Source organism: Stieleria sp. (genome assembly GCF_041595215.1).
GTDB lineage: Bacteria > Planctomycetota > Planctomycetia > Pirellulales > Pirellulaceae > Stieleria > Stieleria magnilauensis.
In genome coordinates this window covers 1-26,283 of sequence record NZ_JBFHKV010000004.1, presented here as the reverse complement: position 1 = coordinate 26,283, position 26,283 = coordinate 1, and the positions used below count along the sequence as shown (strand labels likewise).

Annotated in this window: 16 protein-coding genes; 12 read left to right on the top strand and 4 right to left on the bottom strand. The window is 61.0% G+C overall.

Annotated features, from left to right (window positions below):
- Positions 1-312: 312 nt before the first annotated feature.
- Positions 313-1,704 carry a dihydrolipoyl dehydrogenase gene (lpdA, locus tag ABX749_RS00375; RefSeq protein WP_372894272.1) on the bottom strand — a complete coding sequence of 464 codons (1,392 nt, stop codon included), beginning with the start codon at positions 1,702-1,704 and terminating at the stop codon, positions 313-315.
- 225 nt (positions 1,705-1,929) lie between these two features.
- Between lpdA and ABX749_RS00370 the strand changes: the two genes are divergently transcribed.
- From ABX749_RS00370 to ABX749_RS00355, 4 genes are all read left to right on the top strand, one after another.
- Positions 1,930-3,063 (top strand): UPF0104 family protein, encoded by a 1,134-nt coding sequence (locus ABX749_RS00370; protein ID WP_372894271.1) that lies wholly within the window; start codon positions 1,930-1,932, stop codon positions 3,061-3,063.
- An 85-nt stretch (positions 3,064-3,148) separates the two neighbouring features.
- Positions 3,149-6,220, top strand: a complete 3,072-nt coding sequence (locus tag ABX749_RS00365) for a PSD1 and planctomycete cytochrome C domain-containing protein (RefSeq protein WP_372894270.1) — start codon at positions 3,149-3,151, stop codon at positions 6,218-6,220.
- Entirely contained in the window at positions 6,217-7,635 is a 1,419-nt protein-coding gene (locus ABX749_RS00360; protein WP_372894269.1) for a DUF1501 domain-containing protein, read from the top strand. Before ABX749_RS00365 ends, ABX749_RS00360 begins: the two co-directional genes overlap by 4 nt.
- Positions 7,636-7,745: 110 nt before the next feature.
- Positions 7,746-8,201 carry a hypothetical protein gene (locus ABX749_RS00355; protein ID WP_372894268.1) on the top strand — a complete coding sequence of 152 codons (456 nt, stop codon included), beginning with the start codon at positions 7,746-7,748 and terminating at the stop codon, positions 8,199-8,201.
- A 657-nt stretch (positions 8,202-8,858) separates the two neighbouring features.
- On the opposite strand, the gene ABX749_RS00350 is transcribed toward ABX749_RS00355, so the two are convergent.
- Positions 8,859-9,428, bottom strand: coding sequence for a hypothetical protein (locus ABX749_RS00350; protein ID WP_372894267.1), 570 nt, complete (start codon positions 9,426-9,428; stop codon positions 8,859-8,861).
- A gap of 458 nt (positions 9,429-9,886) precedes the next feature.
- Here ABX749_RS00350 and ABX749_RS00345 point away from each other — a divergent pair, with 458 nt between their 5' ends.
- The 4 genes from ABX749_RS00345 to ABX749_RS00330 all read left to right on the top strand — a co-directional run bounded on the left by ABX749_RS00345 (position 9,887) and on the right by ABX749_RS00330 (position 16,379).
- On the top strand, positions 9,887-10,546 hold the full coding sequence (locus ABX749_RS00345; RefSeq protein ID WP_372894266.1) for a DUF6677 family protein: 660 nt from the start codon (positions 9,887-9,889) through the stop codon (positions 10,544-10,546).
- Positions 10,543-10,734, top strand: coding sequence for a hypothetical protein (locus ABX749_RS00340; protein WP_095738983.1), 192 nt, complete (start codon positions 10,543-10,545; stop codon positions 10,732-10,734). The genes ABX749_RS00345 and ABX749_RS00340 overlap by 4 nt, the downstream gene beginning before the upstream one ends.
- Positions 10,734-12,077 carry a Trk system potassium transporter TrkA gene (gene trkA / locus ABX749_RS00335; RefSeq protein ID WP_145213252.1) on the top strand — a complete coding sequence of 448 codons (1,344 nt, stop codon included), beginning with the start codon at positions 10,734-10,736 and terminating at the stop codon, positions 12,075-12,077. The genes ABX749_RS00340 and trkA overlap by 1 nt, the downstream gene beginning before the upstream one ends.
- 300 nt (positions 12,078-12,377) lie before the next feature.
- Positions 12,378-16,379, top strand: coding sequence for a hydantoinase B/oxoprolinase family protein (locus ABX749_RS00330; protein WP_372894265.1), 4,002 nt, complete (start codon positions 12,378-12,380; stop codon positions 16,377-16,379).
- 59 nt (positions 16,380-16,438) lie between these two features.
- Here the strand turns inward: ABX749_RS00330 and ABX749_RS00325 are convergent, their stop codons facing one another.
- Both ABX749_RS00325 and ABX749_RS00320 read right to left on the bottom strand, forming a co-directional pair.
- Positions 16,439-17,977, bottom strand: a complete 1,539-nt coding sequence (locus ABX749_RS00325) for a diguanylate cyclase (protein WP_372894264.1) — start codon at positions 17,975-17,977, stop codon at positions 16,439-16,441.
- Positions 17,978-18,314: 337 nt separating this feature from the next.
- The gene (locus tag ABX749_RS00320) at positions 18,315-21,059 is read right to left on the bottom strand and encodes a hypothetical protein (RefSeq protein WP_145213257.1); all 2,745 of its coding nucleotides are present in this window, start codon (positions 21,057-21,059) and stop codon (positions 18,315-18,317) included.
- Between the two features lie 195 nt (positions 21,060-21,254).
- On the opposite strand from ABX749_RS00320, the gene ABX749_RS00315 reads away from it, so the two are divergent.
- The 4 genes from ABX749_RS00315 to ABX749_RS00300 form a co-directional block, all read left to right on the top strand.
- Entirely contained in the window at positions 21,255-22,010 is a 756-nt protein-coding gene (locus ABX749_RS00315) for a creatininase family protein (RefSeq protein ID WP_372894263.1), read from the top strand.
- Entirely contained in the window at positions 22,003-23,277 is a 1,275-nt protein-coding gene (locus ABX749_RS00310; RefSeq protein WP_372894262.1) for an MFS transporter, read from the top strand. The genes ABX749_RS00315 and ABX749_RS00310 overlap by 8 nt, the downstream gene beginning before the upstream one ends.
- Positions 23,252-24,580 (top strand): hypothetical protein, encoded by a 1,329-nt coding sequence (locus ABX749_RS00305; protein WP_372894261.1) that lies wholly within the window; start codon positions 23,252-23,254, stop codon positions 24,578-24,580. Before ABX749_RS00310 ends, ABX749_RS00305 begins: the two co-directional genes overlap by 26 nt.
- 231 nt (positions 24,581-24,811) lie before the next feature.
- Positions 24,812-26,283: SHD1 domain-containing protein (locus ABX749_RS00300; RefSeq protein ID WP_372894260.1), on the top strand; the 1,472-nt coding region annotated here is incomplete at its 3' end.

Below are 26,283 nucleotides of genomic sequence, written 5' to 3'. Positions count from 1 at the left end.
GTGCGCTGGTGTGCAGGCTTTAGCCGCCCATTCCGCTGCTACGCAGCGAGCGGGAGTCGCCTGAAGGCTAGACACCAACACGCGCTGGTGTGCAGGCTTTAGCCGCCCATTTCGCTGCGGAGCAGCGAGCGGAAATCGCCTGAAGGCTAGACACCAACACGCGCTGGTGTCCAGGCTTTAGCCGCCCATTTCGCTGCGGAGCAGCGAGTGGGAGTCGCCTGAAGGCTAGACACCAACACGCGCTGGTGTCCAGGCTTTAGCCGCGCGTGTCGCTGCGGAGCAGCGAAACGGAGATCATCAGAAGACGGTCGATCACGCCGTGTGGATGGCGCGTTTGTCGACGGCCAATGCGGCTTCGTGCATCGCTTCGGCCAGCGTCGGGTGGGCGTGGCAGGTTCGCGCGATGTCTTCGCTGCTGGCACCGTATTCCATCGCCGCGGCGGCTTCGGCGATCATGTCGCCGGCCCGGGCGCCGATGATGTGGACGCCCAACACGCGGTCGGTCTTGGCATCGGCCAGGATCTTGACGCGGCCGTCGGGCTCGCCCAGGGTTCGGGCGCGGCCGTTGGCGCCGAAGGGACAGACGCCCTTGTTGTAGGCGACACCGGCTTCCTTGAGTTCGTCTTCCATCTTTCCGACGCTGGCGATCTCCGGATGCGTGTACACGATCGCGGGGATGACGTCATAGTTCAGATGGGTCTGCATGCCGGCCATCCGCTCGACGCACACGACCGCCTCTTCCATCGCTTTGTGGGCCAGCATGGCGCCGCCGATGCAGTCGCCGGTGGCGAACACGTTTTCGACGGAGGTTTCAAAATTTTCGTTGACGGGGATGAAGCCGTGACGGTCGGTTTCCAAACCGATCGATTCCAGCCCGATCGAATCGGTCGCGGGACGTCGGCCGGTGGCCAGCAAGACACGGTCGCACGTGATCGGGTCGCCGTCTTTGACTTCGACGACGCACTTGTCGCCCTTGACACGTGCCGACTGGACGAAGGTCTTCAGTTGGAACTTGAAACCTTGTTTCTTGAACGTGCGGAGCGCGATGCTTGCCAGTTCGGAATCGATGCCGGGGAAGATCCGGTCAAACGCTTCCAGCACGGTGACCTGGCTGCCGAGTCGATTCCAGACGCTGCCGAGTTCCATACCGATGTAGCCGCCGCCGATGACGACCAGGTGTTCGGGGACTTCGGAAAAGCTGAGCGCGGTGGTGCTGTTACCGATGCGGTCGCCGTCTTCTTCGACGCCCCGCAAGGTGGCCGGGACGCTCCCCGGGCACAGCAGGATCCGGTCGGCTTCGATCACCACCGGCTCTTCGCCCTGGACGACGATCGAATTGAGATCGCGAAGCTTGCCACGTCCGTGGTAGGGCGTCACCTTCTGCTTCTTGAACAGCATGTCGATCCCGCCGGTCAGCGTGTCGACGATCTTCGTTTTGCGATCCATCATCGCGGCGAGATCGAGGTCGAGCGAGCCGATTTTCAGCCCATGCTCTTTGAAGCGGTGCTTGGCCTCTTCGTACAGGTGGCTCGATTCCAGCAACGCTTTGCTGGGGATGCAACCGACGCGCACGCAGGTCCCGCCGAATTGAGCATTTTCATCGATGCACGCGGTATCAAATCCCAGCTGTGCGGCGCGAATGGCGGCGACGTAACCGGCCGGGCCACCGCCGAGGACAACTAATTCGTGTCGGACCGTCTTCATGAGCTTGCGTTGTAAAAGGGAGGCTTGCGGAGATTTGCCGAAAGGAGGCTGACCAAAACTTGCAGTGCACTACCATAGGCGGCCGAGGATTCTTGGTAAATCACGGGGTTGTCCTCAAGCGGCCGGCGGGGACAATTCGGGCGTGACCGATTTCACCCAAGCCCGCCGCCGACGCGACGGGGCGATGGCCCGACGCGACGTTCCCCCTCCTGGCGTTCCTGACCCTTGCCTAAAAAACGCATCCGAAAATATGCCGGTCCGGTGCTCGCGATTGCGTTGTTCGCATTGGCGGTGCGGTTGCTGATTCGCGAGGCCCATCAAATCACGTGGGACGAATTTGTTCGTGGATTGACCGGTGTGCCCGCCAGCCAGATCGTGATCGCGGCGTTTTTGATCGCGCTCAATTACGGGTTGCTGATCGCCTATGACATTTTGGCGCTGCGCTATGTCGCACGCTCGCTGCCGCTGCGACGGATCGCCCTGGTCTCGATCGCCGGATTCTCGCTCGGCAATAACCTGGGCACGCTGTTGGCGGCCGCGCCGATTCGGTTTCGGTTTTATTCCCAGTGGGGACTGCCAGCGGGCCAGATCGTCGCATTGATCTCGGTGGTCGGGCTGACGTTCTGGAGCGGATGGTGGTTCCTCGGCGGGCTGGTGCTGATCTGGGTGCCCATCCAACTCCCCCCGGATGTGACGCTGCCGTTCGCGACGCAGACATTGGGCGTCGTGCTGATCTCGCTGGCGATCCTTTATTCGCTGGTCTGCTTTTTGTGGCGAAAACCCTGGCCGATCGGCGAACTCCATCTTCGTCCGCCGCGACCGGGATTGATGTTCGTCCAAGCGTCGGTGGCGGCGGTCGATTTGCTGATCTCAGCGACCGCGTTGTACCTGGTCTTGCCCGGTGATTCGGTGGTCCCGTTTGCTCAAGTGCTGGCCGCCTACTTGGTGGCGATCGGCGTCGCGATGATGACCCAGGTCCCAGGGGGATTGGGAGTGCTGGAAGTCATCTTGCTGACCTTGCTGAAAGGAACCGTCGGCGACACCGTGTTGGCGTCGGTGCTGATCTTCCGTGTGCTCTACTATTGGTTGCCGCTGTTGGCCGGCATGATCGCCCTGGTCGGTTACGAAATCTTCAGCGGAGCGGTCGCCGCCCGCGAGGCATCGGGAATCGTCATTGACCCGGAACGCAGCGTCGAGGCGGGACGCAGCGTCGAGGCGGGACGCAAATCAGTTGCCGGGGGCAAGAGTGATTCGCCAGGCAAGAGCGTTTCAGCAGAGGACGGTGATTCGGGGGGCCTCGGCGACCAAGAAATCCTGCTGCCCGAGTTCCAGGACGACAACAAGCCGGCCGACGGCTGAGAGCTGATCGGCGATCCTAGTTGATCGGCTATACTGGAGGAGACGAATTCCCTTCCACCTCCCCCCGCCGGTCATGACTCTTTCGATGACGTGTTCGTCTCCCGCTGGCTTGTTGTCCCCGCTGCGTCGGCTGACCCTATGCGTGCTGGTCTGTGCCGCGAGCACGCTCGTCTGTGCCGCGGGCAGGCTCGTCGCGGCCGACGCCCAACCGATTGATTCGTCCGGTTCTGGTCAGGCCGACGTCCATCGCGTTGACTTCAATCGTGACGTGCGGCCGATTCTCGCCAAGCACTGTTTCACTTGCCACGGGCCGGATGAAGGCACGCGCGAGGCGGATCTACGGTTGGACACCCAAGCCGGTTCGCGGCAAGACCTGGGCGGTTACCAGGCGATCAAACCCGGTGCGGCGGAGGACAGCGAACTGATCCTGCGCGTGACCAGTGACGACGACGACCTGCGGATGCCGCCGGCGGACGGGCACCCGCCGCTAGGTGAAGCCGAGATCGCGACGCTCCGCCGGTGGATCGATTCGGGCGGCCAGTACGAAGTGCATTGGTCGTTTCAGCCGGCGGCCGAACCGTCGCTGCCGGCGGTTGAGAATCCCGGCTGGTGTCGCGGTCCGATCGATCGCTTCGTGCTTCACCGGATGGAACAGAACGGGTTGTCGCCGAGTGCCGAGGCCGATCCCGTCGCGCTGATTCGTCGCGTTTATTTGGACTTACTGGGGACCACCCCGACGCCGGAGGAGGTCGATCGGTTTGTCGCCAGCGACCGGCCTGATGCCTACGAAGCACTGGTCGATCGCCTACTGGCCTCACCGGAGTACGGCGAACGGTTTGCCCGATCCTGGTTGGACCTGGCCCGTTACAGCGACACCAATGGCTACGAAAAAGATCGCCCACGCACGATCTGGCCCTACCGTAATTGGGTGATCGATGCGCTCAATGCCGACAAGCCGTATGATGCGTTTTCGATCGAACAGTTGGCCGGTGACATGCTTGACGATGCCACCCGGTCGCAGCGTATCGCGACGGGATTTCATCGCAACACGATGCTCAATGAAGAGGGCGGCATCGACCCGCTGGAGTATCGGTTTTATGCCATGGTGGATCGTGTCGCCACGACCGGAACCGTTTGGATGGGATTGACGACCGGATGCGCCCAGTGTCACACGCACAAATACGATCCGTTGACGCACACGGATTACTACGCGTTGATGGCGCTGATGGACAATGCCGATGAACCGGAACTCAACGCGGATCCCCCGGCGGTGATCGAGCAACGTGAATCGATCCAGCGGCGGATCACGGCGACGGAACACGACATCGTCAAGCGCGTGCTGTTGGCCGATGACGGCGACGCGACGCTTCAGGCCGCGTGGGCGAAGTGGCAAGCCGAGCGTCTGGAGCAGCTTTCGGATTGGCGGACAGTCGCGCCGGATCAAATGGAATCGACGATGCCCACGCTGGCGGTCTTGGACGACGGATCGGTGTTGGCCTCGGGCGACGCAACCAAACGCGACGTGTATTCACTGACGATGCCGGCCATCGATTCCGACAAACCGATCACGGCGATTCGCATCGAAGCGTTGTCGCACCCGACGCTGCCGGCCAAGGGGCCGGGGCTGGCCTTCTACGAGGGTCGACGCGGTGATTTCTTTCTCAGCGAACTGGAGATGTCCATCGGCGAAACCCCCGTGACACTCGCCGTCGGCACGACGTCGGTCCCGGGTGCCAAACCGGGCAACGGCAAAACCTTTCCGGGCAATCTGTTTGACGGTGACGGATCGACCGGTTGGTCGATCCCCGGCGACGCCGGCCAAACGCACCGCTTGGTCATCCCCCTGGATCCGCCGCTGCGTTTGGACCAGCCCTGGTCGCTGGAGATGCTCTTTGAGCGTCATTATGTTGCCGCACTGGGCCGCTTTCGCATCGACGTGACGACCGACGAGCATCCCCAAGCGATGCAGATCTCCAGCGACCTGCAACGTCAATGGCTTGCGTCCAAGACGTCGGGCCAGGTCTCACCGAAATTAAAACAGGACTTGGCCCTGGAGTTCTTGCGGGGGGCCGACGAGATGGCCGAGCATCGCAAGCCGATCGACCGTTTGCGAAATCAGATCCCCGATGATGTTCGCACGTTGGTGATGCAGGAGCGGCCGGAGAGCAATCGACGCGTGACCCGGCGACGCCATCGCGGCGAGTATTTGCAGCCCAAGGAATCGGTCGACGCTGCGGTGCCGGAATTTTTTGCGACCGATCCCGAAGACGGCCCGCGCGATCGGCTGGAATTGGCGCAGTGGTTGGTCAGCGACGCGAACCCGTTGGTCGGACGCGTGACGGCAAACCGGGCGTGGCGTGAATTCTTCGGCACCGGCATCGTGCGGACCGCCGGCGATTTTGGCACGCAAAGCGAGTCGCCCTCGCACCCCGAGTTGCTCGACTACCTGGACGTCCGACTGCGCGACACGTCGGTCGACGGGATCGGTTGGTCGATCAAACGGCTGCACCGAGAAATCGTGCTCTCGGCGACCTACCGCCAATCGATCGGCACGCCCCCATCGGCGGATCCCGACAACCGGTTGCTGTCGGTGTTTCCCTATCGCCGGTACGACGCCGAACGGATTCGAGACGCGTTCCTTTCCGGTTCGGGGTTGCTGTCTCGACAGATCGGCGGCCCGAGCGTTTATCCGCCCCAGCCCGAGTCGGTCGTACAAATGGCCTATGGAAACACGGCGTGGCCGACATCGACTGGTGCCGACCGCTACCGACGATCGCTGTACACCTACAGCAAACGCACCGCTCCGTTTGCCGCGTACACAACGTTCGATGCCCCGTCGGGTGAATTGTGCATCGCCCGGCGCGATCGCAGCACGACGCCGCTGCAAGCGTTGACGCTTCTCAATGATCAGATGTACTTGGAAATCGCCGAGGGGTTTGCCGACGCTGCGGTTGGCGATGCGAAACAGTCCGGTAGCGACGCTGAGCCGCGTGACATCGCCCGACACCTGTTCCGCCGTGTGCTGGTCCGCCAGCCCCGTGAAGGCGAACTGGACGCAATCCTGGCGTTTTACCGAAGCCAATCCGAGCACGAGCGACCTTGGATGCTGGTCGCCCGGGCGCTGATGAACACCGACGAAGCCATCACGACACCATGAACCTGAAAGAACTCACACGCCGACAACTGTTCGGCGCCTGCGGAATCGGGCTGGGAAAGATCTCCCTGGCATCGCTGCTCTCACGTGACGTGTCGGCTGCGGATTCCACCACCCCTGCGTCCGCGTCAGCCGGGCTGCATCACCCGGCCAAGATCAAACGGGTGATTTATTTGTTCATGGCCGGTGCGCCCAGCCAGTTGGACCTGTTCGATCACAAACCCAAACTGGTCGAGTTGGAAGGCAAACCGATCCCGCCGTCGGTGATCGCCGGACAGCGGTACGCGTTCATCCAGCCCGGGGCAGCCGTCTTGTCGCCCCGCTTCAAATTCAACCGCTACGGCCAATCAGGAGCCCAGATCGCCGAGCCGTTGCCCCACCTGGGCGAGATCGCCGACGACGTCGCGTTCATCCGCAGCGTGCACACCGACCAATTCAATCACGCGCCGGCACAGATTTTCGTCAACACCGGCAGCCCCATTCCCGGGCGCCCGGCGATGGGGTCCTGGCTGACCTACGGGTTGGGCAGCGACGCCGACGACCTGCCCGGTTTTGTGGTCTTGAAAAGCGGCGGAAACCTGTCCGGCGGGGCGGCGATGTGGAGCAACGGATTTCTGCCCGGCGAACACCAGGGCGTCCCGTTTCGCACCAGCGGCGATCCGATTCTGCACGTGGCCAACCCCGCGGGGATCAGTCGCCAGACCCAGCGCGCGACGTTGGATCTGGTCAGCGATTTGAACCGCCGCCGCATGGAGTCCCTGGCCGTCGATGGGATTCGTTCGCGGATCGAGTCCTATGAAATGGCGTATCGGATGCAGACACGGGCGCCGGAGCTGATGGATTTTTCCGGCGAGTCGGACGAGACGCTGGCGATGTACGGCACCAAACGAGAGGACACCGGTTCCTTCGCCAAGAATTGCTTGCTCGCCCGCCGATTGGCCGAACGCGGTGTCCGATTCATCCAGCTGTACCATTCCGGCTGGGACCATCACAGCAACGTCGAAGGCGGGTTGAAGAGTCAGTGCAAGGCGACCGACCAGGGTTGTGCCGCGTTGGTCAAGGATCTGAAGCAACGCGGGATGCTCGATGAGACACTGGTGGTGTGGGGCGGCGAGTTCGGACGCACACCGATGGTGGAAGCCAGCGCCGCGCTGGGACGATCACTCGGTCGCGACCATCACCCGCAAGCGTTCACGATGTGGATGGCAGGCGGTGGCGTGCGGGCCGGACAAACGATCGGCAAAACCGACGACCTGGGATTTCATCCGGTCGAAGATGCCGTTCACGTCCATGACATCCAGGCGACCATCCTGCACCAACTGGGCATCGACCATGAGCGATTGACGTTCACTTTTGCCGGTCGCCCGTTCCGACTGACCGACGTGCACGGAACGGTGATCAAGAAACTGGTCGGGTGAAGGCATAAAAAAAGCCCGATGCCGCGGTGAAGCAGCATCGGGCCTGATGTTTAGGCTCGTAAAGGTTCGAGCTTAGATGTTGGTGTCTGCGTCCGGAGTCGGAGCAGGCGGTGCATCGCTGGCGCTTGCTTCAGCAGCAGCAGGTGCAGCTTCGACAGCCGGTGCTTCGACGACGACGCCGCCATCACATGCAGCACACGGTGCTGCTGCCGAGACGACAGCTCCGCCACATGCGTTGCACGGTGCCGGTGCTCCACAGCAAGGAGTCGGTGCAGGTGCACAGCAAGGAGTCGGTGCGGGAGCACAGCAAGGTGCAGGCTCAGGAGCACAGCACGGTGCCGGTTCCGGAGCACAGCAAGGTGCCGGTTCGCAGCAGGTGGGCTCGGGAGCACAGCAGCTCTTGCGGGCCTTCAGCTTTGCACACAGACGTGCGAACAGCTTCGGACGGCTGGCGCCACCACAAGCGGGTGCTGGTTCGCAGCAAACTGGTGCCGGCTCGCAGCAAACCGGTGCCGGTTCGCAGCAGACAGGTTCCGGAGCGCAGCAATCTGCACTACGGGACTTGAGCTTAGCCAACAGTCCTCCACCACACGCATTCTTCGCGTGCAGCTTCGAGAACAGTCCACCACCACAGTTGCCAGCGTAAGCCGACGATTCATTCATGGCGAGAGCCGCACCCACCAAAAGTGCAAACGCGGCAATCCCGCTGACCACATTCCGATTCATTGTTTTCTCCCAAGTGTTTCGGATTTTTTGGTGCGATCCTCTACGCACACTTTTTCAAATCAGAAGCCATATCCAGGCTCCCCCGTTGGTTCCAGCGTCGGTGACCATCACCGAAACTTCCGAACACGCAAGATAGGTGCTTTGCGGAATGTTTGCGGACCACGTGATTTCGTGGATAAAGTAACTTTGGCTAGACCCGTGTCAATCGCACCAACCCCCGAAACAAGACAGAAAATCTGTCGCGGAGGTTGCCCGACGAGGTCGCCCGGGTTTTAGGCCCGACGGCTTCCGATTTGCAAAAAAGCCGAGAAAACCGGCGTATCACGAGCTTATCGGCGAGCTAGAGCACCAACCGACACCACTCTTCAGGGTGGCATGTAGGTCAATTTGTCACGCCGGGTCTGGAGCCAAAGGGCGCAAATAGTGGCAAGAAAAGATTGCCTATTTTTCCCAAAGTGGGCGGTTCAGGTTCCGATTTTGCGCTTTCGGTGGTCCGCTTAGCGATTGACAGGCCCCTCTGCCTGTTCCAATGCCGCCAAACGAGCTTCCATTTCGTCCCCGTTTTCGAAATCGAATTCCAACGGTTCCATGCCCTCGCCCTGGTCGATGACGAATCCGCTGACGCGCCAGCCCGCGATTTCTTTGCGGAGCGTCCAGACGACTTCGTATTGGAAGTTTTCGCCGGAATCAATCGGTTCGGTCAGGAAGGTATGCACCCAAACGGCGTCATCTTGGTCTGGGACCGGAAAGGCTTGGCGGACTTCGAATCGGGTGTCGGGTGAACCGGGGAATTGAAACGGGCGGCCGATTCGCGTCAGTTCTTGTTGGGCGAGTTTGGTCAGCAGCTCGTTGGAACTGGCCTCTTGTCCGCCCCGACGGACGCGATCGAGCAGCTGACTGACGACCTCGGCCGGCTGCACTTGGTCCGATTCGGCGTTGATCTGGGTTTCGGGACCGGAACGCTGCGCATCGGCGACGTCGGTGGACTGGCTTCCGCAGCCGGCCGCCAACGAAGCACAGGCTAACAAGGCCAAGATCCGCAACGGGTTTGCGAATAAGCTCTGCACGCCGGCCCCGTCACTCTGCCGTCGGATTTGGCAAGTTTGGAAGGTGGAAGGAGTCGGGCAAGCGTTTGTTTTCCGTGCGGTCGGGTTTGAGGCTTCCATATCGCGATTTTACAATCCAAAGAATCAGGGATTTTGTCCGTCGACGTTGTGACGTTGGTGCGCAAACACCAAATCTCAGCCTTGGGTACCAATTGGGCGTCCGGGGCGTCAACATCGAATCGGACGGCAGATCCACTCCCAGGGGGCGTCCCCGCATCGCGATCGACTCGGCTATCGCTGGGAAAGACTTTCCCGCAAAATGCAGCACCGAGCAAATCCACCCCCGTTCGCCCCGGGGGCAGAAATCAACTGCCTCGCGGTGAGTTTGCCCGGCCGAATCCCCCCCAAGCCGCTACACCCCCAACACGGCCGTCAGACGCATTCGTTTGACGATCCATCCCACGTCAACGCGATCAAACATGGCCTCCAGCGCAAACGTTATCCAAGTCGATACCGAACGCATCGATCTGAAGAACAGGTCACTTGCTGCATTCTTAGCTTGGCTGGTCCCCGGTGCGGGGCATTTCTATCAAGGCCGTCACACCAAGGGCAGTCTGTATTTGGTCTGCATCTTGACCACCTGGATGCTGGGATTTGCGCTCGGCGGCGGCCATGTGGTCTATGCGTCCTGGCAACCCGGTGACCGGCGTTGGCACTACATTTTGCAAGCCGGCGTGGGTGCCGCGGCGTTGCCGGCACTGATCCAAGGCAACCGCATGCGAAAGATGACCGACAAGGGCGTCACGTCGCGGTCTTACGAACCGCTGTGGGGCGGGTTCATGGCGCCGCCCCATCGACCGGTCATCGAAGATCGCACCGATGAGGTTTCGGCATGGTATGCGACGTACGGTGCGGGATACGAAATGGGCACCTGGTACACGATGATCGCCGGGCTGTTGAACATTCTGGTGATCTACGACGCCTATGCCGGCCCACTCGCGGTGCCGATCAGCGGACGCAAAAAGAAAGACGACGAGGATTCCGAACAACAGGCGAATTCCGAACAACAGGCGGCGGACGAATCCGACAGCGGAGCCCCCACGGCAACCAGCGCCCCCACCCCTGAGGCCAAGGCATGATTTCGATCTCTCCGACCTACTTGATGTATTATGTCCCGTTGATCATTTCGATCTCCCTGGTCTTCGGCGCGACACGTCATGAGGACACCCAGACGATCCTCAAGCACGCGTTCTATACCGCTCGTTGGATCACCGGTTTCATGGCGATCATTTTTGTCATCCTCTTACTGATCAACTGGATGGTTTAGTGCGCGTATTGACGTTGGGTGCGGGAACCGTCGGACATTGGATCGCGGATATGTTGTGTCGGCGTCGGCATGACGTGACCGTGATCGACATCGATCCTGAACGGGTCCGTCAGATCAACAGCGAGTTGGATGTCCGCGCGATCCAGGGCAGTGCGGCCCAAAGCACGATTTTGTTTCAAGCCGATGTCTGCAGCGCAGACATCTGTTTGGCGGTGACCGGAGACGACGAAGCCAACGTGGTTGCCGCCAGCATGGCCAAAGCCCTCGGCGCCCGACGCAGCCTGGCCCGAGTCTATGCGCCCGCGTTCCGCGACTCCAGCACGTTTGACTATCAGAGTCATTTCGGCATCGACGCGCTACTCAGCTTGGAACAGCTCAGCGCGTTTGAATTGGCCCGTGCGATCCGAAACCCCGACGCGATCCCCTTGGAACACTTTGCCCGTGGGCATTTGGAAGTCTACGAGACGGAAGTGGAAGCGAAATCGCAGGCGACCGATCAGCGGTTACGTGATTTAAAAATGCCGGGGTCGGTTCGGATCGGTTCGATCGAACGCGATGGGGACTTGTGGTTGGCCAGCGGCGAAGACGAACTGCACGTCGGTGACCGGGTCAGTTTGATTGGGATGCCGTCGGCGGTGAATCGGAGTCGCCCACTGTTCGCGTCGTCGACCAAACGCAGCAAACGCCGCAGCGTGCTGATCGCAGGCGGAGGTGAAATCGGATTTCACATCGCACGCGCGCTGCCGACCAGCGATTATCGAATCACGTTGCTGGAGTACGACGAAGACCGCTGTGAACAACTGGCCAAACTGCTGCCCAAGTGCACCATCGTGCACGCCAATGCCAATCGACGCAGTGTGCTCGAAGACGAGGGCGGGGGCTCGGCCGACTATTTCGTCGCCTGCACCGGCAGCGACGAAAGCAACATCATGGCTTGTGTCGAGGCTCGTGAATTGGGATCACGGCGCGTGATGGCGGTGGTCGGACGCCCGGATTACGCCAACGTGGTTGGAAAACTGGGGATCGATCACGTCGTCAGTGAACGTGATGTCGGCGCCCGCCAGATCCTCGGGTTCCTCAACGAGGGTGCCGTGATCAGCCAGAGCCGATTGCCCAATGGAAAAATTGCGGTGTATGAGCTGGAGGTCGTCGAAGGGGCACGCGTGACCGAAGCCACACTCGCCGATCTGCCCCTGGCCGGCCGCTGCCTGATCACCGCCATCCAACGCGACAGCTTTGTCCGCATGCCCACCGCCGGCGATCAATTGCAACCCGGTGACATCGTCGTCGCACTGATCGACGAGAAACACATCACGGACTGCTTGGCCCTGTTCAATCGCTGATCTTCCTGGGGCAGGGCTTCCGACGGTTCCACCTCGCAATCGACACTCCCGGCATTCGCTCTCCTCGTTCATGCTCGCAATGCACCTAGTGCTCTGGCTACATTTAATTTTGGGGTAGCACTCCAGAAAGCTTACCGGGCTATCCATCGCAAATAACACCCACGGATGGCAGCGCGAACCCACGGATGACAGGGTGCAAGAAATCCGTGGGTTCGCGCTGCCATCCGTGGGCCCAGTAATCGTTTCATCGTTCCGCAAGTTACAGCCTGACCTTTTTCCGCGGCACCCTAAATCAAAAAGTTGACGGAGCACTCGTTTCATATGTCGCTGCACACCCTTTCTGTTTGCGCCGATGTCGGAGGGACGTTTACGGATTGTCTGGCGGTTTGGACCGACCCGGCCGGAGCGTCCCACTCGGGTTGCATCAAAGTGTTGTCGACCGGGCTGATCCGCTGCCGCGTCACCGACGTGCCGGATCAGACGACGGTGCGGATCCAGATCCCCGACGAACTACTCGGTGGGCTGGCCGCCGGACGGCTACCAGACGACTTCTTCCGCTCGGCGAAACTCGAATGGCTGGTCGAGGGGATTCATCATCGCATCGGCGACATCCGCGGCTACGACTCGGCCACGGCAACCGTGGCGTTGGCCGACGTCGATGCCGAAATCGCCAGCCAGCTTTCCCCCGGTGCGATCGTCGAGATCGATTGCCGGCGTGAAGCCCCGGTGCTGGCCACTCATTTGTTGACCGGGGTTCCCATCGATGATCCGATGCCCCCGATGACGGCCCGCATCGGGACGACACGCGGCACCAACGCGCTGTTGACACGCAGCGGCGCGGCGGCCGGCCTGGTCGTCACCGAAGGGTTTGGGGACGTCCTGCGGATCGGCGAACAAGATCGCCCCGAGCTGTTCGATCTCGCCTTCGTCAAAGCTCCCCCGCTGGCCGAAAGCACGCTCGAGATCCGGGCCCGGATGGACGCCGACGGCCGGGAGCGGATCGCGATCGATGAAGACGAAATCGCGGCCGGATTGCAGGCGTTGTTCGACGCGGGGATCGAAACCCTGTCGATCTGTTTGATGCACGCGCATCGGAATCCGGCGCATGAGATCGCGGTGGAACAAATCGCGCGGCGCGTCGGGTTTGCCGAAATCAGCCGGTCCAGCGAGGTGGCTCCGTTGATCAAGTTGGTCGCGCGCGCCGAAACCACCACGCTGGATGCCTATCTCAATCCGATCCTGTCGGCCTACGTCGCGCGCGTCCGCCGTCAATTCGGCGGGTCGACGTGCCAGTTGCAATTGATGACCAGCGGTGGGAACCTGGTCGGCCACGAAGAGTTTCGCGGGCGGGACAGTGTCCTTTCCGGACCGGCCGGCGGCGTCGTCGGACTCCGCCACGTCGCCCAGACCCATCAATGCCCGTTGGCGATCGGATTGGACATGGGCGGAACCAGCACCGACGTCAGCCGCTTCGATGGCCAGGTCGGACGTCGCTATGAAACCCGCATCGCCGACCTGCGGGTGATGACTCCGATGATGGACATCCACACGGTGGCGGCCGGCGGAGGATCGATCTGTGACTTCCAAGGCGGACGATTGGTGGTCGGTCCGTCCAGCGCCGGCGCGGCACCGGGACCGGCTTGTTACGGCAGCGGCGGACCGCTGACGGTGACCGATGCCAACGTCTTACTGGGGCGATTGCGCGTCGATCGATTCCCGTTTCCCCTGCTGCCGACCGCCTCGCGCGAACGGATCGAGCACGTCGCGTCACGCATGCCCGCCGCTCCGGAGACGATCGAATCGCTCGCCGAAGGGTTCTTGGACATCGCGGTCACCCACATGGCCGAAGCGGTCCGCGCGATCACCACGGCACGCGGTGTCGATGTCCGCGACCACGCGTTGGTCGGATTCGGCGGCGCCGCGGCGCAACTGATTTGCCGCGTCGCCGATGCGCTGGGCATCCGCCGGATCGTCGATCATCCCCGCGCAAGTGTGTTGAGCGCCGTGGGCATGGGCGTCGCCACCAGCGGACGCATTGAAACGGTCGGGATCTATCGCCGACTGGATCAGGTCGGCGCAGCCGACTTCCAGGCCGCGGCCGATGACCTGATCGCCCAAACGATCGATTCGCTGCGACACGACCAACCGAAATCGGTGCAGACGCGTCTGGAATGCGACTGTCGCTACGTGGGCACGGATGCCTCGATTCCGCTGACGGTCGAAGATTCACCCGAGCGGATCCTGCAGTCCTTGTCCGATCGGTTTCACCACGAACATCAACACCGATTCGGGTACCGCCGCGACGGCCATCCCATCGAACTGGTCAGTCTGCGATGCGAAGCGACCGGCGGCCTGTCACCGCATGCCGAGCAATGGTTGGCCGGCGACCCGAGCAAGCCGGACAGACGAGATGCCGACGAACAAGATGCGGGCGGATCACCCCGCCGCGACGATCCGGAAACGACGGCCGTGTTTCATCGCGGTCGCTGGTGCCAATTCAAACTGCTCGATCGCGATCAGCTTTCCAGTGGTCAGACGATCGCCCCGGGCAGCATCGTGGTCAGTGACCAGTCGACGCTGATCGTCGAGCCGAATTGGGAGGGCGTCGTCTGTGACGATGGAGCGATCACACTGGCGCTTTGCGAGACGACAGTGTCCGAGGGGGATTCCCAAAGCGAAGCGGGTCAGAGTGCCGGCGAAGCGGTGCAGATGGAGATCGTCGCCCGACGGTTGCAGAGTATTGCCGATGCGATGGGAGAAGTGCTGCGTCGTACCGCGGTCAGCGTGAACGTCAAAGAGCGACTCGATTTCAGCTGCGCGGTGTTCCGGGGCGACGGAACGCTGATCGCCAACGCGCCACATGTCCCCGTGCACTTAGGTGCGATGGGGCACACCGTCCGTGCCTTGGCCGGATTGTTCCCCCAAATGTCCGCCGGCGATTGTTACGTCTCCAACGACCCGTATGCGGGAGGGTCGCACCTGCCCGACGTGACCGTCGTGACACCGGTCTTTTGCAACGACAGTGACAGCGACCATGACCAAGCCGCGTCTGATGCCCAGCCGTCGTTTTTCGTCGCCAGCCGAGCCCACCATGCCGAGATCGGCGGCAAGACTCCCGGGTCGATGCCACCGATGGCCAACTCGCTTGCCGAAGAAGGCGTATTGATACGCGGGTTCGCACTCGTGCGTAACGGGGTGTCGCACGAAGACGAACTGGGCGAATTGCTTTCCAGCGGTCCCTACCCCTCGCGCAACGTCGCGGAAAACCTGGCCGATCTGCATGCTCAAATCGCTGCGGGACAGGAAGGCGCCCGAGCGCTGCAACAGATGAGCAAGGAGCTTTCGCTGCGGCACGTCGAAACCATGATGGACCGCTTGTTGGACGTCGCGTCGGATTCCGTCGTCCGCTGGATTCGCAGTTTGCCGAAATCGGAAATGCGATTCAAAGACACGCTCGATGATGGCACCGAGATCGCGGTCCGGCTGCAGCGTGACGGCGACCGCTTGGTGGTCGATTTTGATGGCACCAGCGGCGTGCACCCCAACGGTTACAACGCGACACCGTCGATCGTCTGTTCGGCGGTGCTGTACGTGATGCGGTGTTTCTGTGATTCGAATCTTCCTTTGTGCGACGGAGTGCTGCGGCCGATCGATTTGAGATTGCCGACCGGGTTGTTGTCGCCGCCACGCGATGAAGATCCGGCCCGCTGCGCCGCGGTGGTCGCGGGGAACGTCGAAACCAGCCAACGGGTCGTCGATGTGCTGCTCGGCGCGATCGGTTCGACCAACGACTCCGGTCCCGTTTTTCGCTCCGTCGCCGCCAGCCAGGGCACGATGAACAACGTGCTGATCGGCGACGCCTCGTTCGGATACTACGAAACAATCGGAGGCGGCAGCGGGGCGACGGTCTTCGGCCCGGGCGCCGACGGCGTGCACACACACATGACCAACACGCGCATCACCGATCCGGAAGTGCTGGAATCACGGCTGCCGATTCGGTTGGTGGAATTTTCGATCCGTCGCGGCAGCGGTGGCGTCGGTAAACATCGCGGCGGTGATGGATTGGTGCGTGAGTTTGAATTTTTGCGTCCCTTGACGGTTTCCCTGATCACCGGTCGACGGACGACCGCGCCGTACGGTGCCTCGGGAGGAGGGGCCGGGTTGTCGGGACGCAACCGGTTGATTCAAACCGGAAAGCCGCCGATTGATTTGCCCGCCGCAACGACCATCGAAGTCGGTGCGGGCGATCGGCTCCGCATCGAAACGCCCGGCGGTGGCGGCTGGGGAACACCAGTGGCGTAAGCTTCCAGCTTGCGACTCGGCGTTGAAAACGCGTCGAAAGCCCGTCGGGATCATGCCACCTACGGGGTCGGGCTGACCACCGTGGCGGCCGCTCCGACCGGAGCCTGGGCGGTCGGATGACTTCCGGCCGCGTCGATCACCGAAGGATGCGCCGAGGAGGCGGTGATGGCGACGCAGTTGTTGCGTCCCTTGCGTTTCGCTTCGTACAAACTGGCGTCTGCTTTTTCGAACAGTGTGTTGAAATTGTCGTGGCGTCCGCGGTCGACCCAGCAAACGCCCAGGCTGGTTGTCACACACAACTTGTTGCCACCCACATCGACCTGCAACGTCTCGATCGCGTTTCTCAACCGTTCGGCAACCTTCAGTGTGGAGTCGTAATCGCAATTGCCGACCAGCACGACGAATTCTTCGCCGCCGAATCGATACACCGTGTCGTACTGTCTGCAGTTTCGTTTCAAACAGGCAGCGACTTCACGCAACACATCGTCACCGGCCGCATGCCCGTACGTGTCGTTGAAGATTTTGAAGTGATCGATGTCCGCGATGATCAAACCGAATGACTGAGATTGCCGACGAAACTGATTGGACAGCTGAAAGACTTCGGCGTCAAAGGCGGAGCGGTTCTTCAATTGCGTCAAGCTATCCAGCAGCGCGATTTGCCGAAGCTCATGTTGCTGTTCGGACATTTCGCGAATCGTGCGTTCCATGCCCAGCGAAATCTGGACCATGGATTCTTTGGCCCGTGCCTCCAGGTCTTTGATCGATTCAAACGCGATCGATTCGAAATTAAAAAGCGTTTCGTAGCCTTTCCATTCGGCGATCATCGCGTCGAAGAGGGCGTCAAACTGTTCGACTTGGATGCCCAGCATCTCGCCGGCGGACTTGCGGACACCAACGATCTCCCGGTCCGCCGGTTCGGCCGACAACAGCAACTTGCCGACCTGTTGACTGACGCAGAACAGTTTGGAAGGCAGGTCAGCGGCATCGGGGTCGTAGGTCTTTAAAACCTCGATCATGGCGACGGGAAAGTTCCACTTTTCCAACAGGCAACTGCCCACTTCATAGCGGTCGGCGCCGCAGATTTCACGTTCGATGTCGACGCTGAGTTTGTCCAACAGCTGATCCGATTCGAACCGAAGTGCCAATTCATCCGAATAAGCGTTACCGATCCCCATCGCACCGATGTTGAACACCAGTCCCAACAAAAAGGACTCGTCGGCGTTCTGTTCGGCTTGCTTGGCGATCAGCTTGGCTGCGATCGCCGTCGCCAGCGAACGACGCCAGAATTCGTCATAGGGAAACCCCGATTGTCCCTGCGTGTCCATCAGCGAGAAAGACAACGACAGCAAGCGAAGTGTTCGCATGCCCAATAACGGGATCGCCTGCTGCAGGCTGCCGACGGTCCGCGCCGAAGCGACGATCGGCGAATTGCAGTAGTCGATCAACTTGGCCGATAACTTGGGATCGGCGCTGATCACTTTGGTGATGTCAGCGATTCTGGCATCAGGTTGGTTGACCAGGTCCAGAAGTCGAGCGGCAATGGTGGGAGGCGAAGGCATGTTTTCGCCCTCAACGATCTTCGCAATGTCAGGATTCATCGTGCTCTTCGTGCTCAGTTCGCAATCCATCATGGATTCTGCTTCTCGTGTTGCTCAATCGCTGGACCGCCGCGTTGTTTTTGCGGCTAACCGCACCACCTTCGGTTCTTCGAGAAACTGTGGGCCGTAATCGGCCGGGGCGGCTTGTGCCGAGGTGCTGAATGAGGGAACTCCGCCAACCCGGAGGGCTCGATGAGGCGTCAATCATGCACGACCCAACCTCGCAGCGGGGGGCGACGAACACATCCCACCTCGTTGTCACGGGCAACCGCGCGGGGACCGGGGACGAGCCAACCCACGATGCCCCGCAGCGACGTGTCGTGCGGGGGAAGGGGCGTTACACCAAGACCTCGGCGTCGATCGCCACATCGCCCAAATCGTCGCGTAGCGTTTCGGCGACCGCTTCGACGCTGCTGTCCACACGCACGTAGAAATTCATTCGCGGGACCGGCCAATCGCGCGTCCCGTCTCGGACGATCGATTCGATGCTGGCGCCCGCCCGTTCGGAGAGCAGTCGGCTGATCGCGTAGCGGGTGCCTTGATCCGAGGGGGGCGAATTGCAGGAAAACTTGATTCGGCCGTCCCCGAGGTCGGTCAACTGCGGATACAGCGTGTCCAGGACCGGCCTGAGAATCTCGGCCGTGTTGTCACTTAACCGTTCATCCGGGTTTTCAAGTCGACTGCAGATCCGCCGTTTGACTTCATCTTCCCAATTCTCATTCGAGACGGCCGTGGCATCAAAGGTGAGCACGTCGACGATCAGATGTCGCTCGTTGGGCGGCAGCGTTTCGCCGTCGGTGGCTTGGCCGGCGGGATCGGGGATTTCATAGAGATCAGTCGAACGGATGGCGCATCCCATTTCATGCAGCGCGCCGGCGACCCGCCAAAACAGCCCCGGAAAGTCCCAAGAATAAAGTGTCAATCGGTAGTAGTCGCCGTCACGTTTGAGTTCCACTTTGGGGCGTCCGGTTTGCACGACCGCCGTCAAGGCAAAGATGATTCGGTGGGCGCGTTGCGGATCGAGCGTCTCGGTGCCTTCATAGGTTTGCCGAAGCGAGTTGTCGACGTGTGGACTGGCCAGCAACCGGTGGGGCAGCAACGCACCGATCCGCTGGCCGGTGGGGTCAAAGTAGTGATCTTCGAACGATCGACCGCCGACGCCCAATTCGCCGTGCAACAAATTTTGCGTCAGGTTTTGAATCTTTTGCCATTGCTCCGGCTCCAAACGAATCCGCGCCACTCCCTGAGGGTTGCGAAAATCAAACGCGGCATACGCAAACAGCGCGAGGGCTCGAATCGTGTCGGCGGAATCGCGCGAATGCAAGCGTTCGAGTTCCCGCCGCCAACTTTCCAAGACCTGTGGATGGCTTCCCGCTTCGGCCCACTTGAGCAACTCACGTTTCTTCAACAGCAGAAACTCGATCGTGCGGAGTGTCGGCCCGGAAAGTCCCGGCAGGTTACTGAGATGCTCGTTCACATAACGCCGAACGGACTCGCCATAGACTTGCGGATCATAGTCAGGGGGCGCGGTGGGGACGGCAGACATGTACACCGTTTGAGGAATCTCGTCGGTCAACAGCGCCAGCCGCAACGCACCACGGCCTGAATCACCGATGTCCTGGTACTGACGCAAAAAATAGGCTTCGTCGCGTGAGGTGACCGCGGACCGCTTCAACGTATCGAGGTATTCCAAGCCCTCCAGCCGTTGGACCGCCCGAGCCGCTCGCGTCAGGGTCGCCGCCCGATGCCCCGGCTGATAAAGCTGATTGGAAAGCTCTCCGAAACCGGGCAACAGTTTTTCCAAGACCCCGAAGTCGAACCAATCTTTGATCGCCGGATACACCGGCCCCGGCGACACCATCAGTTTGATCAGCGCCGGATCGGGGCGCAACGATTCGGAGATGTTCTTCCGAGCGGCGCGTTTCACGGCGCGATCGATGGGCAACAAGAATCGTTGTTGGGCGCGGTACAAACTGTAAAACATCTCCGTCGCGTCCTTGAACAAGGCATCCGTTCCGATCCGCAACCCGTCCGATCCCCAGACCACCAATCCATCGGTGTCCGGCACGACGACGCCGCGTTCGAGCAGCCGGTCCATGGTCTCGTGACGATACGAGTCGATGATGTCCCGTGCGTTGCGCAGTTTCGTCAACCCTCCGGCACCGAACCGATACAAGAACGCCTCCATATCGGCGGCGTCGAGCAACAGCGGCGAGACCAGTTTTTCACCGGAGTCCCTCGGCCGGCCGGCGGCCTGAGCGGCGCGCCGCTGTTCAATCCAACAGCGGGCCGAAAAGATCACGCCGACTGCTTCCAAGACGGTCGCCGACGGCGCACCCTCGCGATCAAAACGTCTGGTGCTCCGCACTTGCTGGTACACCTGCAGCGACGGGATCCAGCGTTCGAACGAATACAACCACATCGCCAACTGAAACCCGCGCAGCCCGCCCTTTCCGTTTTTGACGTGAAATCCTCCGATGTCACCGGGCGGCTGGGGATGCAGCTGATCAAACCGTCTCAAGTCTTGGTTGACGGCAAAAATAAAATCGAGCCCCAACTCGGCCGCTCGCCCGCGACAGACGCGTCGGATGCGATGGTCCAATTCCGAATCGCCGACCAGCAGATCGCAATCGAGCAATGCGACCAGTGACTTCAAATCAAAGTGTTCGCGGTCTTTGAGATCCGGAAACGCATTCGCTTTGACGACGTTTCGCAGCCCTGGAACGCGGGGCGCGAACGCCCTCAGCCGACTCGAAAGATGACGCAGGAAGTGTTGGTTCTCTTCGATGTTTTCGACGATGATGCCGATGTCGACATCCGAGCCGGGGCAGATTTCACCTCGCCCGGTTCCGCCCAGGGCGTAAACCACGATCGCGCCCCGCGGAGGAGCTTCCGCGATCACCCGCTCGTAAAAACACTTCATCGCATCGCGAATCACACGGCCGCGATGATTGACCAGGGCCCAGCCGTCGGTCAGTCCGGCCAATCGAATCCGCTGATCACTCTGGCTGATCCCGTCGCTCAGGGCCTTGACCCAAGGCAACCCCTCAAAGCCGTCGTTTTCGTTTGTCGGGGCGTTCATTGTGTCACCGGTTTCCCGCTGGTTGCTTAGGGCCACCTCTCCATCCATCAAAATTCTATCGACAATCGGTGTTTTCGACCATCGTCAACACGGCGGGGCACAAAGCCGGTTAGAATCTTCAGCCTGCGTCGCAACTTCGCCCTGCCGGCCGTGCGACCCCCGCCTTCCCTCCCCCCCTTCCTCCGATCGCCCACCATGGAACTCGCTAATCTGACTTGGCCGGTTGTCGATGCGCTCGATCGCAACACACCGGTCATCGTTCCCGTCGCGGCGTTGGAACAACATGGCCGGCACATGCCCGTCTGCACCGACAGCATGTTACTGGGAGAAATCGTGGCGCGTGCGCATCAATCGTTCGCCGAATCGACCCTGGTTGCACCGTTGATGTGGCTCGGCAACTCGCACCACCACATGGATTTTCCCGGCACGCTTTCGGCCGACCCGCGTGTCTACCTCGACTTGTTAAGCGGGCTGGTGGACAACTTCATCCGCCACGGATTCCGGCGCATCGTGATCTTGAACGGTCATGGTGGCAACGATGTGCCGGCGCGACAGGTGATCTTTGAATTGCGGCAACGCTATCGAGACCGCCAAGATCTGTTGCTGCTGGCGGCCACCTACTGGCATCTGGCCGATCCCTCATCCCAGCTGGCCGGTTTGCGACAGAACGAAATGGGACACGCGTGTGAATGGGAAACGTCGATGATCCTGCGACTGGCACCGCAGCTGGTTCGCCACCACACACAGGTCGACGAGATCCCGTTCGGCAATCCGTTTCTGCCCGCGTCGCGTGCCTGGACGATGCCCGATCGCTCCGCCCCCGGACACGTCGGCGACGCGGCCGCCGCGACCGCGGAAAAGGGAGAACAACTGCTTCAACTCTTCGCCGACGCGGTGGTCGGTTTCATTGAACGCGTCGCCGGATGGGATGGCCAATCTTGGGATGGATGAATCCAAACACACTCTCGACGCCGCCCCGACAGATCAGGCGGCACCCTCGGTCAGCCCAGTCCGCATCGCTCTGATCTGTGGACTGTTGCTGCTCGCCTCGGCGCTCAACTATCTCGATCGCCAGACGCTGGCCAGTGCGTCGGCGCGGATTATGCAGGAGTTTGATCTGGTCAACGAGCAGTACGGTGATATCGAAGCCGTCTTCGGATACGGGTTCGTGATCGGATCGATCGTGTTCGGCGTGCTTGCCGACTTAGTCCCCGTCCGCTGGTTGTATCCCGTCGTCGTGATTTCATGGTCCGCGGTGACGGCGGCCACGGCGCTCGCGAGCGGGTATCAAGATCTGCTGTGGCTGCGCCTGCTGCTCGGGGTGTTCGAAGCGGGGCACTGGCCGTGTGGCGTGCGAGTGGTCCGCAGTCTGACGCAAGCCCGTGGCCGAACGATGGGCAACGGTTTGCTGCAAAGCGGGACATCGATCGGAGCGGTCGCTGCGCCGCTGATCATGCTGGCGTTGTTGACCGACGACGTCGGCAGCTGGCGGCCGGCGTTTGCGATCGTCGGCGGGATCGGCATCGTGTGGGTGTCCGCTTGGTTTGGGATTGTTCGATCGACGGATCTGGCAGCCGACGCCGTGCAACGCAAACAAGCCACACCCTGGCGCGTGTTGTTGCAGCGACGCATGGTGGTGGTGTTGATCATCGTCTGCCTGATCAACACGACGTGGCAGTTGTTTCGCGCCTGGTTGCACCTGTTCCTTCAAGAAGGCCGCGGCTACACCGAAACCCATACCTTGCTGTTTAATTCCGCCTGGTTCGCGGCGACCGATGTCGGATGCCTGGGCGTTGGTGCGGTCGTGTTGTGGCTGTGCGCGAAAGGTTTCACGCCGACCCGCTCACGACAAATGGTTTTCACCGCGTGTGCCGTGCTCTGTCTGACGATGCTCACCCTGCCGCTGTTGCCCAAGGGATGGGTGCTGTTGGCCGTGCTGCTGTTCGGCGGGGCGGGGGCGTTGGGTATGTTTCCGCTCTACCACGCCTTCACGCAAGACATTTCCGGCAAACACCAAGGCAAGATCACCGGGATTGCCGGGGTGACGGCTTGGTTCCTGGTTCCGCCGACCCAGAAACTGTTCGGCCGACTCGTCGATGTGACCGGATCCTACGACGTGGGGTTGGCGGCGGCCTCATGTTTGCCCGCCATCGCCGCGATCATTCTTTGGATTTTTTGGAGAGACGTTCCTGATGAATCAACGCCCATCGAAGATTGACCGCCGCGATTTCCTGGCTCGGTCCGGCACGAAAACGGTGTTCGGATTGGGCGCCTTCGGTTTCGCGCGCGGACTGGCCGATCCACAGCCGGCGGTTGCAGCCGACTCGCCGGCGGTCACCGGCCGGCGTCCCAAAATCGCGTTCCTGGGCACCGTTGTTCGACGGCATTCGCACGCCCAACACTTTCTCGATCGCCACACGCTGGGATACAGTTGGAACGGCGGCTGGCAACGACCCCGCGTCGACGTCGCGTCGGTGTTCATCGACCAGTTTCCCGACGACGACCTCGGCCGCCAGCGGGTCAAACGCCACGGCCTGCGACTGTTCCCGACAATCGAAGAAGCCCTCACGCTGGGCGGCGAAACCTTGGCCGTCGACGGCGTGGTCTTGATCGGCGAACACGGCGATTACCCACGCAACGAAAAAGGACAACATCTCTATCCCCGCTACGATTGGTTTAAACGCATCGTCGACGTGTTTCAGCAAAGTGGACGCAGCGTTCCGGTCTTCAATGACAAACACTTGTCGACCGACTGGGACGAATGCGTCGAAATGGTGGACGACTCGCGACGCCTGGGGTTCCCGTTCCTCGCAGGGTCCTCGCTTCCCGTCACGCGACGTCTTCCCGCGATCGACATGCCCCACGGCGCGGCGTTGAAAGAGAGTGTTTGCGTGGCGTATGGCGGCATCGACAGTTACGACATCCATGCGTTGGAAACCGCCCAGTGCATGTCCGAGCGCCGCGGCGGAGGGGAAACGGGCGTCAAACGAATCCACGCCTTGCGCGCTGACAACCTTTGGGATCGGTTGGCATCGGATGATTGCCGACGGACCAGACAGCTTGTCGTCGCCGCGCTCAGTCGCAGTCACAATCTGCCGGTCGAAGGCGGGTTTCCGACCGACGTGCCGTCGATCGACTGGATGCGTCAAACCATGCCGCAGACGACGGGCTACTTGATCGAGCACCTCGACGGGCTGCGGACGACCATGCTGCTGACCGGGATTCGCGACTTCAATTACGCCGGCATGCTCGCCGACGACACGCTCGTTTCCTGCCAGATGTACTTGCCCATGCCCGGTCACGGATCGACCACCGCCGACTTTTTCAATCCGCTCGTCCGCCATGTCGAAACGACGATGATCGAAGGCAGAACGCCGTATCCGATCGAACGCACCCTGCTGACGTCCGGGATGGTGATCGGCGGCGTCGACAGCCTGCATGCGGGCGAAAAACCGGTCGAAACCCCGCACCTGGACGTCGCCTACACCGCTCCCAAAGCCTCAACCTTCTGGCACAACTAGTGGCGTAAGCTTCCAGCTTGCGTTGCGCCGCTTTGCGGCGACCGCGGAAAATGGGTCAGGTACTACTAATGCGTTGCACCCTTTGGGCCATTTGTTTTTTGGTACCTGAACCCTTTTCCGCTCTAAAAATCCTTGACCATTTCGGTCCGTCTGTGTTTGGCACGACACCGCGATGATGGTGTATCCTGATTGCGATGACTGCCTTGTTGTCCTCATCGAGAACCCCGACTCATGCGAACACGTCACCTCAGAGACATCGTTTTTGTCGTCACGCTCACCGTCTGTATCGCGGGGTTTGGCTCACCGGGTGTTGCCGATGAGCCACGAACTTGGACCGATTCGACCGGCAAGTTTCGCGTCACGGCAAGTTTGATCCAGGTCCAAGACGATGTAGTGTTCTTGAAGACCGACACGGGAAAGACGCTAAAGATCCCTGTCGCGCGACTCAGCCAGGCCGACAAGGATTTTTTAGATGCCGGCGAAAATCCGTTTGAAATGGTCGATGCCGAGCCGAGTCCTCGCGTGACTGTTCCGGCCGCTCCGGCAAACACCGGCAACCCGTCGATGTCGGCGTGGACCCATCCGCCGGTGATCAATTGGGACAGTGTGCCGAAGATGGACCCAGGTTTCGGTGAGAGCCAGTGGAACTACACGCCACCGGTCAACAACGCGTTACCGTTTGAACCGAAAGCCGCCTCGCTGCCGGGGAAAGCAAACTTCTTTGAAGGCATGCGGCGTTTACAGATCAACCCGTTGGCCGCACGCTGTGTCGCAGGTTACACGTGGACGTTTAGCACGCCGAAACCGCTCAGCCGTCTCTCGTTGGTAGATCTGCCCTCCGGCAAGGCGATCAACTCCGAACCGGTCGAGTGCAACATGTGCCCGCTGACGGTGCTCAACGACGGTAAAACCGTGTTGATGCAAGGAACCGGCGGCGACCGGGACGGTTTTGAAACCGGTGACCAACTTCAGCTCTGGACGTTGACCGGCACCAAGGTCACGCGTTCAGGCATCTGGGTGCCTTTTCCAGACGACAAGAAGGCGTTCGGGAAAACGACCAATGCGCGTCCGATCAAAGCCGTACCGATCGCAAACAACCTCCTGATCCTTCTCAGCGACAACGGACACCTCGCCTGCTTTGATCTGGCAACGTTGAATCCGGTCTGGCACGCACGCCTGTCACAAAATTTCGCGGTCACGTGCACCACCGATCGACAGCAGATGTTCGTGCTCGATGAACACACGCTGATGTTGGTTGATCCGCTGACCGGTCAAGCCAAAGGCAGCATGCAATTGGAAGGGAAGCCGCGTCTGGGCTGGACCAAGATGCAACTCAACGAAAGCGGCGACCAAATGTTGATTTCGTTCGTCAACAATTTGCGGATCATGGACCTGAAGACGGGCGAAACACTCGATGAATATTCGCGCGAGGGCGGAGCACCGATTGCGCCAAACGGTCTCAGCTATCCGGCACCCGATTACGCCTTGCTGGACAACCATTTGCTGTTGCACATTCCATCACGAATCACCGTCTGTGATTACAAAGACGCGGCGGTGATCACGTCGGTCGGCGGAACCGAATTCGTGGGGTTGCTCTCTGACGGCGGGGGGCTGATCGTTCCGACTTCGATCCCCCACCCCAAAGCGACCGAAGTCCTGCGGCAAGCCGTGGATGATCCGAGCGTGTTTTTGATCCATCCCGG